Here is a 14,009-nt window from a genome sequence, read left to right on the forward strand (position 1 = left end):
CATCCTGTGGCCTGTGCCGCTTGGTCGAGCGTGGGGTTGATTCCCCCGTTCCGCTGCTAGGCTGGCAGGGTATCTCGTGGACTGGGAAGAACTGCCCATATGGCATCTTCCCCGCGGTTGAAGGAGTTAATCAGTCCGGCAATAGGTTTACCGTGGGATCCTCTCACTCCGTGAGAGTGGAACTAAGATGAACCGGGCCGTTGGTCCTTACCGCTTGGTTGACGCTTGACCTAGGGCGGCGCTGCGCTTGCCCTAGGCTGGGATAAGTCGGGCCTTTGGCCCGCAAAGAATGAACCCCCCTTTTAGTTGAACGGTAATCCACGAAGCTATCCTCTGTTCCTGTTCCCTGTTCCCTATCCCCTGTTCCCTGACCCCTATCCCCTGACTCCAAACTCCCCCCATGCCCATACTCGCCCAATATTGCCGCTGGTATCCTGCAACGTGCGCAGTCCTGTGGAGTGCGATTACGTTGCTGGTGGCATGTCCCACTTACGCAGAGGATGCGCTCGGAAAGTCGGCGGACCAGCCTCAATCAGCCGATCAACTGATCAAGTACAATCGCGACATTCGGCCAATTCTGGTCGAGAATTGTTTTGCCTGTCATGGGGCGGACTCGGCCGCGCGTCAGGCTGAATTGCGACTGGACAAGCGGGAAGCGGCGATTCAAAAGGGGGCGTTATCTCCCGGCGCGCCCGACAAAAGCGCGCTGATCGAGCGTATCCTGAGCAGCGACCCGGAAATGGTCATGCCCCCGCCCACCACGCATAAGACTCTTTCTCCCGAGCAAAGAGAATTACTGCGGCGGTGGATTGCGGACGGAGCGGAGTATGAGCCACATTGGTCGTATCAAACTCCCCGTCGGCCAGAGCTTCCCCCGGTCAAAAACACCTCCTGGCCACGCAATCCGATCGATCATTTTATCTTGGCCCAGTTGGAAGCCGCCGGCCTGCAACCCGCCCCAGAGGCGGACCGCCGCACACTGGCTCGCCGCTGGAGTCTGGACATCACGGGTCTGCCGCCGGACCCGGCCGATGTCGAGGCGTTTGTGAATGACAACTCCGCCGACGCGGCCGAAAAGTACGTGGATCGGCTGATGGCCCAGCCGGAATGGGGGGAGCACCGCGCCCGCTATTGGTTGGATTATGCCCGCTATGCCGACACGCACGGCATCCATTTTGACAACTTCCGCGAGATGTGGTCTTATCGCGACTGGATGATCAAATCCTTTAACGATAACAAGCCTTTTGATCAATTCACGATCGAGAATCTGGCGGGGGACCTGTTGCCCAACGCCACGCTGGAACAACAAATCGGCAGCGGGTTTAATCGCTGCAACATGACCACCAACGAAGGGGGAGCCATTGATGAAGAGTATCTTGTCCTGTACGCCCGCGATCGGACGGATACGACGGCGCAAGTGTGGTTGGGCTTGACTGCGGGCTGCGCTGTGTGCCATGACCACAAGTTTGACGCCCTCGCGCAGAAAGAGTTTTACGCGCTGTCGGCGTTTTTTAACAACACCACCCAGCGGGCAATGGATGGCAACATTCGGGACACGCCGCCAATCGTCCCTGTGCCGCAATCCGCCGACCGCGCCCGTTGGGAGCAAATCGGGGGAGAAATTGACAGCGCCCGCAGTGCGCAGGTCGCGCGCCGGGAAGCCGCGCGGGGGGACTTTAACGCGTGGTTGGATGCCGCCCAGCCTGAGGAATTGTCCGCGGGGATTCCGCGGGATAAGTTGCAGTTGCACGCTCCTTTAGCCGAAGGATCCGGCGCTAAAATTCAGGCCGTGCAAAATGGCGAAACCAGGGAGCACAACCTGATTGAGGGGGCTACTTGGTCCCCGGGACGGGCAAATCTATCCGCGCTAAAAATCGCCGGCCAGGCACCATTGTCACTTGCCGATGCGGGAAATTTTGAATCGGATCAGCCTTTTTCCTTTGGCGCTTGGATCAAATTACCCGACATTGACGTCACCAGCGCGGTCTTTGCCCGCATGGATGACGGCAATGGCTATCGCGGTTGGGACCTGTGGATCGATAACAATCGCGTGGGGGCCCATCTGGTCAACTCTTGGGCGGGGGACGCCATCAAGGTTTTTAGCAAAGCCCAACTCAAGAAACCGCGCGAATGGCAACATGTGTTTGTCACGTATGATGGGTCGAAAAAGGCCGAGGGGGTAAAAGTTTATATCGATGGACAGCCGCAGCCAATCGAAATCGCCAACAACAATCTCAAATCGACGATTAAAACCGATGTGCCGCTTAAGTTGGGCCAGCGGCACAATAGTTCGCGGATAGAGAATCTCGCGTTGGCCGATGTGCGGCTCTATGACCGCGAACTTTCCGCGACCGAAGTCGACTCCCTCGCGCAGGCGGAGCGCGTGTTGCCAGCCGTCCAAAAAGCCCGCGACCAGCGAAACGAGGCGGAAACCGCGGAGTTGTTCGCCTGGTGGCTGCAAAACCAAGACGCCCCGTCCCGCGAAATTCAAACTAGGATCGCAGCGCTAGAAAAGGAGCAGAACGAAATCAAGGCCCGCAGCACCATCGCCCATGTGATGCATGAAAAGCCGGACATGCCCAAGGCGCATGTCTTGTTCCGGGGCGATTATGACAAGCGGCGGGACGAGGTTGCGGCCGCGGTTCCCGCCGCGCTGCCGCCGTTTCCCGCGGACTTTCCGCGGAATCGCCTGGGCCTGGCCAAATGGCTGCTGCTGCCCGAACATCCCCTGACCGCGCGGGTGACGGTGAATCGCATGTGGCAAGAAGTCTTTGGCCTGGGTCTGGTGCGGACCACGGGTGACCTGGGCATTAGCGGCGAGTTGCCGTCGCATCCGGAGTTGCTGGATTGGCTGGCGGTGGAATTCCGCGAGAGCGGTTGGGATATGAAAAAGTTTTATCGGATGCTGTTGCTGTCGGCGAGCTACCGTCAGGCGGCGCTGAACACGCCGGAGAAATTGGCCAAGGACCCGCAGAATCGACTGTTGTCGCGCGGACCGCGGTTCCGCATGGACGCCGAGATGGTCCGCGACACGGCCTTGGCGGCCAGCGGTTTATTAGTCCGCAAGATTGGCGGCCCCAGTGTCCGCCCCTATCAGCCGGAAGGAGTGTGGGAGGCGGTGGCGATGCTGGAAAGCAACACGCGTAATTATCAGCGCGACCAGGGTGAAAACCTGTATCGGCGGAGCATGTACACCTTTTGGAAGCGGGCCGCGCCGCCGGCTTCGATGGAGATTTTTAACGCCCCCAACCGCGAGACCTGCGCGGTCAAACGGGACCGGACCAATACACCCTTGCAGGCGCTGGTGACGCTCAATGATACTCAATTTGTGGAAGCCGCGCGTAAGCTGGCGGAAATGGCACTGGCCCAGGGAGGACCAACGACCGAAGAGCGGTTGCGGTTTGTCGCCTTGCGACTGATTGGCCGGCCCCTTTCGGCGGCGGAACAAGAAATCCTTTCCCGATCCCTAGCGGATTTTGCCGCGCATTACGCGAGCGCACCGGCGGACGCGGCGGCGCTTTTGGCCGTGGGCGAGTCAAAATCCGACCCAGCCTTTCAGGCGGAGGAACTAGCCGCGTGGACGATGACGGTCAATGTGCTGCTCAACATGGATGAAGCGCTGTGCAAATAACTTCCAATTTTACCACGGATTAGCACGGATGAAACACGAATTATGTAGTTCCCCGAACCTCATTCCCTAACCCCTGTTCCCTCGCCCCGCATCCCTAGCCCCTCGACCCTCGCCCCGCATCCCTCTCTCCTCACCCCACATCCCCCCATGCATCCCCTCGACCAACTACGGCTAAATCTGACCCGTCGGCATTTTTTTCAGGCTGGTTCGCACCTGTTGGGCGGGGCGGCCTTGGCCACGCTGCTAGGACCGCGCGGGTTGGCTTTTGGCAGTGATAACGCAACGCGTGATGCCACGGCGGGAAACACGGGCGAAAGTGCGGGCGCCGTTGATCCCGCACTGACCAGCACGCTGGGCAAGCAAGCCGCACTCTCCGCGACGCATCTTCCGCCGAGGATCAAGCAGGTGATTTATTTGCACATGGTCGGCGGTCCTTCCCAGATGGACCTTTTTGATTATAAGCCGCAAATGGCCGAATGGTACGATAAGGACCTGCCGGAAAGCATTCGCAACGGCCAGCGCCTGACCACCATGACCAGCGGCCAAAGCCGGTTTCCCATCGCGCCGTCCATGTATAAATTTAAACAACATGGCCAGTGCGGCATGTGGGTGACGGAGTTACTCCCCTGGACGGCCAAAATGGTGGACGACATGTGCTTTGTGCGCAGCATGTGCACCGAAGCGATCAATCACGAACCGGCCATTAGCTACATTCAAACCGGCAATCAAATCACGGGACGGCCTTGCCTGGGCTCGTGGTTATCCTACGGGCTGGGGACGCTCAACGAAAACCTGCCGACATTTGTGGTCATGGTGGCCAAGCCCACCAATACCGAGCAGATGCAGGCAATTAGCGGGCGACTCTGGAGCAGCGGCTACCTGCCTGGAGAACATTCTGCCGTCACATTTCGCTCTAGCGGCGATCCGATTTTGTATATTAACAACCCCGCGGGCGTGCCAACGGACATTCGCCGCAAGTCGCTGGACAGCCTGAATCAGCTCAATCAAATGACGTTAGAGCAATTGGGCGATCCCGAGACGCGCACCCGCATCCAGCAGTACGAAATGGCGTTTCGGATGCAAGCTAGCGTGCCGGAACTGACCGCGCTCGAAACCGAACCCGCCAGCACGTTTGAATTATACGGCGAGGCGGCCAAAAAGCCCGGAACATTTGCCAATACCGCGCTCCTGGCCCGGCGAATGGTCGAACGCGGTGTCAGGTTTGTGCAGATTTATCACAACAATTGGGACCATCATGGCAATGTGGCGGGGCGGATGCCGGACCAGTGTAAGGATGTGGATCAAGCCTGCTACGGCCTGGTGCAAGACCTGAAATCGCGGGGACTTTTGGATTCGACCCTGGTGGTGTGGGGTGGGGAATTTGGCCGTACGATTTACTCTCAAGGGGGCCTCAGCAAGACCAACTACGGCCGTGACCACCATCCCCGCTGCTTTACCATGTGGATGGCCGGCGGCGGGTTCAAGGGAGGGACCATCTACGGCGAAACCGATGATTTCTCTTACAATATTTTGGACGAGGCCAAAAAAGTTCACATGCGGGACTTTCACGCCACGGTGCTGCACCAACTGGGCCTGGACCACGCCCGGTTTAGCTACCGCGTGAATGGCCTGGACTCGCGGTTGACCGGGGTGGAACCGTGCCGCGTCGTGCGGGAGCTGCTGGCGTAGGGGGGATGATTGTTTCGGTAACTTTGTGTGGTTGTATTGTATTAGTTGAACAAGGAATCGAATATGTGCAGATTTTTCATCCTGTTCATTCTGATTGCACTTCGTGTTTATAACGCTTACGCCGCCGAAAGTCCCCTCGCCCAGGCCCTCTCTACCAAAGCCGCCGAAGTCAAAAAACTGCTCGCCGACGACCTGCGCATGATCGTCCGCGAGCCATTTATCATCGCCGGAAACTTGAGCGAAAAAAATCTGGCGACCTGGCACCAGCAAACCATTCAACCCGCCGCCGCGGCGCTGGGCAGGCAGTATTTTACCACTCCTCCCAACGCTCCGATCGTTATTTGGCTCTTTACCGACGCCGACACCTATACCCGACACGCCGAGCGGATTTATGGTGATAAGGATATTTCCGTTTACGGTTATTACAAGCCCGACCAGCGGGCACTGGTGATGAACATCGGCACGGGGGGGGGTACGCTCATACACGAACTGGCCCACGCGCTGGCGGCGGTGGACTTTCCGGGCCAGCCCGATTGGTTTAACGAAGGTCTCGCCAGTTTGTACGAGCAAAGTCGCTTCGCCGGAACCGGCGAAAAGCTGCGCATCTATGGGCTGACGAATTGGCGGCTGCCCAAATTGCAAGAGGCGATCAAAGCGGGCAAACTGCAATCGCTAACGGAACTCATGTCCCTGCGGGATTTTCGCGGGGCCAACATGGGACTCAACTACGCCCAAGCAAGATATTTTTGCCAATATTTGCAAGAGCAAGGCAAGCTGGAGGAGTATTACCGGGCGTTTCGCGATAATCGTGAAGAGGACCCCCACGGCCTAAAAGCGGCAAAAAAAGTCCTCGGCGCGGAGGCCTGGCAAATCATCGATGCCGATTATCAGAAGTGGGTCTTGGGGCTGAGGCCAATTAAGAATTAAGAATGAAGAATTAAAAATGAATAAGCATTTCCGCCGCTGACTTATCCAAAAATAGTTCACACCTAGCGTGCCTTTGCAAAATACTGGCCGGGACATCCGGGGTGATTGGCCCCTCGACCGCCCGCGCGACCGCGACGGCTTTGCGTTGGTCGGGAACGGTGCAAATGATCTCCCGGCTGGACAGAATTTGCCGCACGGACATGCTGATGGCACGGCGGGGAACATCGTCCAGCGTGGCAAACCAGCCTTCTCCCAACTGCTGGCGACGGCAGGCCTCGTCCAGATTTACCACCAAATAAGGGTCCGTCGCGTCAAAGTCCGCCGGCGGATCATTAAACGCCAGATGCCCATTCTCGCCGATGCCCACAAACGCCACATCAATGGGCGTGTCGCGCAGGATCGCGCCGACACGCTGGCACTCGGTCTGGGGGTCGCGGTCACCGTGCAGATAATGAAAGTCCGCCAGCGGCAAGGGAAGTTTACTAACAAACCTCCGCCACAGATACAGCCGAAACGAGGCCGGATGCGTGATCGGCAGGCCGATATACTCGTCCAGATGAAAAGCCGTGACGCGCGACCAGTCCAGGTCTGGCTGCGCGACCAGGTTTTCCAGCATTTCAAATTGCGACGCGCCGGTGGCGACAATAATCGCCGCCGCGCCGCGCTCGGCGATTGCCGTGCGGATCAGGCTGGCTCCGGCCGCGGCGGCCGCCCGCCCCAGGGTCGGTTTGTCGGGATGGATGTGGATTTGCATGGCGCAAAAAAGAGAGTTTTAAAATACAAATTTAATCACGGAGAATTGGAGGAGTCACGGAGAAGCATTTAATAAAAATTCAGTAAAGGAATTACCAGTCCATAATTTTAAATTTCAAATTTGACATTACAAATCTTGCATTTCAAATTTGATTTTTCAGGTCTGGCTCTGCTCCGCCAACTTTGCCAAGAGCGTCTTTGCCGCGCCGCTGGCTATTGCCCGCTCTGCCCGCGCTGCGCATACGCGCGGGTCCGTCGCCGCGCCCGCCGTCCATAGTCCCGCGGCGGCGTTGAGAATCACAATCTCGCGTGGCGGGCCGGGTTCGTTGTCCAGCACGCGGTGGATGAGCGCCGCGCTGTCAGCGGGATCGTTGATTAACAGGCTGTCAAGCGGACTTTCTTGCAAGCCAAAATCGGCGGGCGACCAGGTGAATTCGGTTATCTGGCCATCTTGCACGAGCGAGACATCTGTCGCGCCGGCCAGGGTCACTTCGTCCAGTCCGTCCCGCCCACTGACCACCACTGACCGCCGCGTTCCCAGTTGGGCCAGCGCGCCGGCCAAAAGCGGTCTGTACGCCGGCTTTCCCACGCCTAGCAGTTGGCAAGGAGCGCTGGCGGGATTGGCCAATGGCCCCAGCAGATTAAAGATGGTCGGCACGCCCAGGGCGCGGCGGACGTCGGCGACGCGTTTCATCGCGGGGTGGTAGAGCGGGGCAAAACAAAAGCCGATTCCCAGTTCGGCCAGGCAGCGTTCGATAACAGGGAGGTCGGCCGAGATATTGACGCCCAGCGCGGTAAGGACGTCGGCGGAACCGCTTTTGCTGCTGATGCCGCGGTTGCCATGTTTGGCCACGGGGACGCCGGCAGCGGCGGCAACGAGCGCGGCGGCGGTGCTAATGTTAAAAGTCCGCGCGCCATCTCCGCCGGTGCCGCACGTGTCCAGGAATGTCGCGTGGGGGGAGCGGATCGCCCGCATGTGCCGCCGCAGGGCCATGGCGGCGCCGGCGATTTCATCGGCGGTTTCCCCTTTGTTCCGGAGGGCTAGTAGAAATTCTCCGATCTGTTCGTCGGGAATGTCGCCGCGCATGATGGCGTCCAGGGCCTGATCCGCTGTTTCAATAGACAGCGCCTGCCCCGCGATGAGATTCTGACACAACTCGGTCCAATGCTGGATGTTATTCATCGGCGCGGAATTTCAATTGAAAAATCCCCCTTACCCCACGCCTACCATGCTGGCCGCCGGTTGGTGGGCTTCGGCCAGCGCCGTGTCCGCCGTCAGCCGCAGGGTGATGCTCCATTTGCCTTGGGCGTCCCCGGTCACATGCCAGTGCGGGACCACCGCCACCGATTGATGCACCAGTTCAAAGCCCCCCTCGCTTTGACTGACCGTTTGCACCGGGTACGTCCAAAGATGCGTGGGTTGCGAAAAAGCCAAGCCGACGTCGATTCCCAGCCACTCATCGACCAGGCTCAGCTCCGTTTGTTGGCGTAGGTCCAGGCTGGTCCCCAGGTCTCCTAGTCGTTGGCGGCTGGCGTCTAAAAAGTAACGGTCGCTGGCGCCGCCGGGTAGTCCGGCAAAATTAAATTCCACGGCAAAGTGAAACGTGCGGCCGGGGGGAAGACCTTCGATCAAGTAGCCAATCTCGAATGCGGAATGACCCGCCTCCAGGGTGATCCCCTTGGTAATCCGTAGCGGCACACCCCAGGCGTTCCCCGCGCGGGTCATCTGCACCTGAATGCGTCCCGGATTGCGGCGAATTTTGGCCTCGTAGCCACCATGCAAAAAGTCCCCCCGCTCCATCGCTTGGCTGGCGGCAATTGTAGTCAACGACACATCGTCATCATAAAAGTGGTCCAGCAGGCTTTTGCGCTCATAGGCGTCATACTGGGTGACGCGATGTTCCAACCCGGCTTGCTTGAATTTGACCGGCGCGTTGGCGTCAATGACGCTTCCGCCGGCGGCGTTGGGACCGGCTAGCACGCGTTGGTGGTAGGCCTCGGGCCGACGGGTCAGCGTGGCCAATAGATTATGTCGGATCGCGCGGACATCCAGTTCGTAGATTTGGCCGCCGCGGGCCGGGGCAATGAGCGCCAGCAATTTATCATTTGCCAGCCGGACTTCGGGCCGACCGTCAAAGTTGTAATCGTCGCTCGTCGCTTCCACCCAGGGATGGCGGCGGTTTTCCGCCTGATCGAGCAGGTTTTCGGCCTGGATCAGATGTTCGTAAATGGCATTGCGCAGATGGGGCAGATAAATTCCGCCAAACGCGCCATGCCAGTAGGGGCAATTGCACTGGCCGCGATACAGTTCGGTTCGCGCCTGGCGAATCAGGCCCTGGTCAGCGCCATTGGCAACCGCTTCTTGCAGGCGTTTGCTAATCAGCATCATGCGGGCATACATTTCGTTCGCTTCGGGGTATCGGACCTTAAAGTTGCGCCAAAAACCCCCGCGCATAAAATGCGACAGCGTGGGCCAACGGGGATCATCGCGCAGCGACGCCCGCGCTCCTTCGTATTGGATCAGTTGTTCGGGGGGCAACACCCATTCTGTCATTTCGCGGTAGCTTCCCTCGGGTAGATAGACAGTCCCCTGGGGTGGGACGCTGTCGATCAGTTCGCTGGGGAGTGTCAGTTGGATCCAGGGATTTTGGGCGAATTGCTCAAATAATTGCGCCAGCCAGCCGCCGGGTTGCACGGTGTGGCCGGTATCGGGCCATACGCCAAATTTCTCGCCATCATCGGCAAACAGCGCCGCGCAGCCCGGCGCGCGGTGCGATAAATCGCGCAGATAGTCGATCGCCTGGTAAACCGCGCCAAACGGGATGATATAACGCAAAGGCTCGCTCCCCGGCAGGACGCGCAAAGTGCGGCCGTCATCCTCGGTCAGATAATATCCATGCAATTGATCGGGTCGTAACCCGGCGTTTTTAAAGTGTGAATCATCCAGAATAATGTAATCGACCCCCGCCTCGATCAGGTCGCCGGTCATCGACTGTTCCCAGACCCGCTCGGGAATCCACATGCCGCGGACGGTGGCTCCCAAGCGGGTTTCCAGCCATTCGCGAAATGTGCGGATCTGCCCCACGCGGTCGCGGGGGGAAATCATCGACAGGATCGGCTCATAAAACGCGCCGCCGATAATTTCGATCCGGTTGGCCGCCACATAGCGGGCCAGCCGATCCAGGTATTCGGGATGATGCGCGTCCAGCCACTCCATCAGCGGTCCGCTGGTGTGCAAGCCGACCCGCAACTGGGGATACTGATCCAATAGATCCAAAAACGGCCGGTAGCTGTCCTGATATGCCTGTTCAAAGACATGGTCAAAGTTGCCAATCGGTTGATGGTCGTGCAAGACAAAGAGCAGGCGCAGGGAGTTCATTTGATGCAATTAAGAATTAAAAATTACGAATTAAAATGGACTGGGAAAGCTGTGAACATTCGTCGCAATTCAGCGGCCGCGGATTCGGCGCCGACGGTATTAATATAATAACCGCTGGACCACTCAAAACCGGCCTGGATAGTTGTGCGCGGAATAACCTCTATATGCCAGTGATAGTGTGCCAACGGCAAACTGTCAAACGGCCCGCTGTGAATCCACCAATTCCACGCCGCTTGGCCAAAAATCCGCTCATATGCGACTAAAATTTGTCCAATCAAATTCGCCAAATCGGCAAGGTCGCCGTGAGCCGCAAACTCAAAATGACTGTTATGCCGTTTGGGTAAAATCCAAATTTCATACGGGACACGTCCCGCCGCGGGACAAAGCGCGACAAAATTCGCGCTCTCCGACACCCAGCGATCACCTGCCGCTTCACCGGACGCCAGCAATTCGCAGAAGGGACATTGACCTGTTAAGGCGTGACGCTCGGCGGCGGCGAACAGCTCTTGGCGGGGTATGAGTGGAACGGCGGGGAGTGCCAATAACTGGCAATGCAGATGCGCGATTGACGCTCCCGCCGCCGCGCCGCAATTTTGAAAAGCGGCCAACCACTTCCACGGGGCAGTGCCGTTAGCCGCTCCCTTCCGCAATTCGCCATACCGCCGCCAGAGCGCGGTTAATGTCAATTCCCATTGCAATAAGCTGAGGCCCGTGGCCGTGGTCACATGTTCGGGACAACAGACAAGGACCTCGTGTTGGCCCGTATCTCCGCGCGCGGCGGGGTAACGATTGGGGATTAGCCGCGTCAGCCAACCTGGCATGTCGACGGCGGAGCCCGCGGGTCGGTCGGCCCAGACTTCGGGCGGTGTCGCGGATTCGTTTCCCGGACAAAAAGGGCAGGGGGGTTCTATTGGATTTTCAAATGCATTGCCGGGGATTCCGCTCAACAGTGCTTGCGGCCGCGCCGCGCGCTCTTCCGCCACCAGCACCGTATGGGGCAAGAGCCAACCAGGCTGGGTGAATGGTTCGGGTGGCATAGGTTTTACCAAAAAATCTTTATCGCGGGCTTTATCTAGAATAACCGAATCGCGATGTAATTAAATCTACGCAAAGTTGCGAGTAAGACATCTTAGTGGGCCAAAGGCCCAACCTGTCTCAGCCTAGGGCAAGCGCAGCGTCGCCCTAGGTTTATGGCAAGAAAAAAGTGGAAGGGCCAACGGCCCGATTCATCAAATTTGGCTGACAGCAGTTTATCCGCCTCTCTCTTGGGTTGCGGATTGAATTGCCACACCACGTTTCATCAGTGCTTAATCGTGGCCCAATATGATTTCCTGGTGTGGACGAAGTTGATGAAATGGCATGTCGCGCCTTATCCTGCGAAATTATTAACTCCTCCCGCTTTCCTGTCTGCCCCAATCGCCGTCAGCGTGCTAAAATTCCCTGCTGCCGTAGCTTACCAGACAGCCCCCCACTAGAGATTCTTCCATGCCTGTCAAATCGCTTCCTCCCCGCGATAAAGTCAAACCCGCCGATGCCTGGGATTTGACACCCCTGTTTGCCAGCGATGCCGCTTGGGAAAAAGCCTTTCGCAAATGGGTGGCGCTCATTCCCAAGTACCAGGAATTTGCCGGCAAGCTCGGCGATAGCGCCCAACAACTGGCCAGCTTTTTGGACTTTGATAACGAATTTGAACGTCTGGGTGAGCGGCTATCGACTTATGCGTTTCTGAAAACAACCGAAGACCAGGCCAATAGTAAGTATCAGGAGCTACTGGGACGGTATCGCCATGCCGCCAGCCAGGCGGGCCAGGCGGGAAGCTTTTTTCGGCCAGAATTGATGGCCATACCCGCGGCAAAGATGCAAAAATTCCTTAAGTCCGCGGAGTTGGCCCCGCACTTGATCAGCCTCAATCGTATCCTGCGGTACAAGGCCCATACGCTGACGCCGGGGGAGGAAAAGTTATTGGCGATGCAGGCGGAAATGTCGGAAACGCCGAACTTGGTCTTTCGCCAATTAAATGACACGGATCTCAAATTTGGCGTGGTGGAAAACGAGCGCGGACAAAAGATAGAGCTCAGCAGCGCGACGTTTATGAATTTTTTGTACTCGCCAGCGCGGAAGGTGCGGGAGACGGCGTTTCACCAGTTTTACGAGGAATACGCCGCGCATGCCAACACGCTGGCCGCCACGTTATCCGGATCGATCCAGCGGGATGTCTATTATGCCAAGGCCCGGAATTTTCCTTCCGCGCTGGAGAATGCCTTATTTCCGGACAAAGTGCCGCTGGCCGTGTATGACAACCTGATCGCGGCCGTCCGACGGCATCTCCCCGCGCTGCATCATTATTACGAGGTGCGGCGGCGGCGGATGAAGCTCAAGGCCATCCATCACTACGACACGTATGTCCCCATCCTGGCCGAACGCCAAACCAAGCACACCTGGCAGCAGGCGGTGCAAGTGATTTTAAGCTCGCTCAAGCCCCTGGGGAGCGAATATTGCGGTGTCCTGGAAAAAGGCCTGAATAACGGTTGGTGCGACCGCTATCCCAATCGGGGCAAGCAAAGCGGCGCGTTTAGCTGCGGCTCGTTCGATGGTCCACCGTACATTCTGATGAATTATCAGCCCGAGGTGCTGGATCAGGTCTTTACCCTGGCGCATGAGGCGGGGCACTCGATGCACTCGTTCTACTCCGCTAAGCATCAGCCGTTTCAGTATTACAACTACACGATCTTTGTGGCGGAGGTCGCCAGCACGTTTAATGAGCAATTGCTGGGACGAATGATGTTGGATCAGGCCACCGATGACGCGCAGCGGGCTTATTTGCTCAATCGCGAAATTGACGCCATACGCGGCACCATCTTTCGCCAAACGATGTTTGCCGAATTTGAAAAGTCCACCCATGCCCTGGCGGAGGCGGGCGAAACGCTCACGCTGGACCGGCTGCGGGGGACCTATCGCGAATTGCTGGACGCGTACTTTGGGCCAAAGTTTGCCATTGATGATTGCTTATCGCTGGAATGCCTGCGGATTCCCCACTTTTATCGAGCATTTTATGTCTACAAGTACGCCACCGGCTTGGCGGCCTCGATTGCGCTCTCGGAAAAAGTCTTGGCTGGAGGCAAAGCGGAGTTGGACGCGTATTTGGGCTTTCTCAAGGGAGGGTGCTCGCGGGACCCGCTGGAGCTACTCCGCGGAGCAGGGGTTGATATGGAACAGGCAGGCCCCGTCGATACCGCCTTGGCCCGGTTTGAAAAATTGGTCGACGAGCTGGATGAATTGTTATAAGTTTGCGAAATTTTGTGTGAGTAGAAGTACCCGGATTTTCGTAGTTCGGGCTTTAGCCCGACACCCAGAGGAGTGTTGAATCGTTGGTCGAAGCGGATGAATCGGACCGTTGGCCCTTCCTTTTGAAATGCGCTGTTAACCTAGGGCGACGCTGCGCTGGCCCTAGGCTGGGATAGGTCGGGCCTTTGGCCCGCAGAGAAACAAACGCCTTTGGCCCGCAAATATTTAGTCAACCAATTATCTTTGCACCTTGCGAAGATTTTGAAAGGTTAGTAGTACGGTATTCTGCGATTCCGCGGGGCACGGGAGGCGATTTTGCGAATCTAGTTAAATATTGCCATTTCT

General features: G+C 57.7%; 8 protein-coding genes. 4 read left to right on the forward strand and 4 right to left on the reverse strand.

What is annotated here, in order from left to right:
* Positions 1 to 400: 400 nt before the first annotated feature.
* From SFX18_01025 to SFX18_01035, 3 genes are all read left to right on the forward strand, one after another.
* The gene (locus SFX18_01025; GenBank protein MDX1961701.1) at positions 401 to 3,631 is read left to right on the forward strand and encodes a DUF1553 domain-containing protein; all 3,231 of its coding nucleotides are present in this window, start codon (positions 401 to 403) and stop codon (positions 3,629 to 3,631) included.
* Between the two features lie 147 nt (positions 3,632 to 3,778).
* Complete coding sequence (locus SFX18_01030) at positions 3,779 to 5,320, forward strand: DUF1501 domain-containing protein (protein MDX1961702.1); 1,542 nt, start codon at positions 3,779 to 3,781, stop codon at positions 5,318 to 5,320.
* Between the two features lie 63 nt (positions 5,321 to 5,383).
* Complete coding sequence (locus SFX18_01035; GenBank protein ID MDX1961703.1) at positions 5,384 to 6,247, forward strand: hypothetical protein; 864 nt, start codon at positions 5,384 to 5,386, stop codon at positions 6,245 to 6,247.
* 10 nt (positions 6,248 to 6,257) lie between these two features.
* Here the strand turns inward: SFX18_01035 and SFX18_01040 are convergent, their stop codons facing one another.
* From SFX18_01040 to SFX18_01055, 4 genes are all read right to left on the reverse strand, one after another.
* A complete protein-coding gene (locus SFX18_01040) occupies positions 6,258 to 7,001 on the reverse strand; it encodes a glucosamine-6-phosphate deaminase (protein MDX1961704.1) in 744 nt (247 codons plus the stop codon).
* 156 nt (positions 7,002 to 7,157) lie between these two features.
* A complete protein-coding gene (trpD, locus tag SFX18_01045) occupies positions 7,158 to 8,183 on the reverse strand; it encodes an anthranilate phosphoribosyltransferase (protein MDX1961705.1) in 1,026 nt (341 codons plus the stop codon).
* 30 nt (positions 8,184 to 8,213) lie between these two features.
* Complete coding sequence (locus tag SFX18_01050) at positions 8,214 to 10,379, reverse strand: alpha-amylase/4-alpha-glucanotransferase domain-containing protein (protein MDX1961706.1); 2,166 nt, start codon at positions 10,377 to 10,379, stop codon at positions 8,214 to 8,216.
* A 23-nt stretch (positions 10,380 to 10,402) separates the two neighbouring features.
* Entirely contained in the window at positions 10,403 to 11,416 is a 1,014-nt protein-coding gene (locus SFX18_01055) for a hypothetical protein (protein ID MDX1961707.1), read from the reverse strand.
* Between the two features lie 448 nt (positions 11,417 to 11,864).
* On the opposite strand from SFX18_01055, the gene pepF reads away from it, so the two are divergent.
* Positions 11,865 to 13,664, forward strand: a complete 1,800-nt coding sequence (gene pepF, locus SFX18_01060) for an oligoendopeptidase F (GenBank protein ID MDX1961708.1) — start codon at positions 11,865 to 11,867, stop codon at positions 13,662 to 13,664.
* Positions 13,665 to 14,009 lie beyond the last annotated feature (345 nt).

The sequence above is a fragment of the Pirellulales bacterium genome (genome assembly GCA_033762255.1).
GTDB lineage: Bacteria > Planctomycetota > Planctomycetia > Pirellulales > JALHPA01 > JANRLT01.

Bases quoted from the DNA above. Each gene is read 5' to 3' on its own strand.
- SFX18_01025 (MDX1961701.1), top strand. From the start codon at position 401: ATGCCCATACTCGCCCAATATTGCCGCTGGTATCCTGCAACGTGCGCA.
- SFX18_01030 (MDX1961702.1), top strand. From the start codon at position 3,779: ATGCATCCCCTCGACCAACTACGGCTAAATCTGACCCGTCGGCATTTT.
- SFX18_01035 (MDX1961703.1), top strand. From the start codon at position 5,384: ATGTGCAGATTTTTCATCCTGTTCATTCTGATTGCACTTCGTGTTTAT.
- SFX18_01040 (MDX1961704.1), bottom strand. From the start codon at position 7,001: ATGCAAATCCACATCCATCCCGACAAACCGACCCTGGGGCGGGCGGCC.
- trpD (MDX1961705.1), bottom strand. From the start codon at position 8,183: ATGAATAACATCCAGCATTGGACCGAGTTGTGTCAGAATCTCATCGCG.
- SFX18_01050 (MDX1961706.1), bottom strand. From the start codon at position 10,379: ATGAACTCCCTGCGCCTGCTCTTTGTCTTGCACGACCATCAACCGATT.
- SFX18_01055 (MDX1961707.1), bottom strand. From the start codon at position 11,416: ATGCCACCCGAACCATTCACCCAGCCTGGTTGGCTCTTGCCCCATACG.
- pepF (MDX1961708.1), top strand. From the start codon at position 11,865: ATGCCTGTCAAATCGCTTCCTCCCCGCGATAAAGTCAAACCCGCCGAT.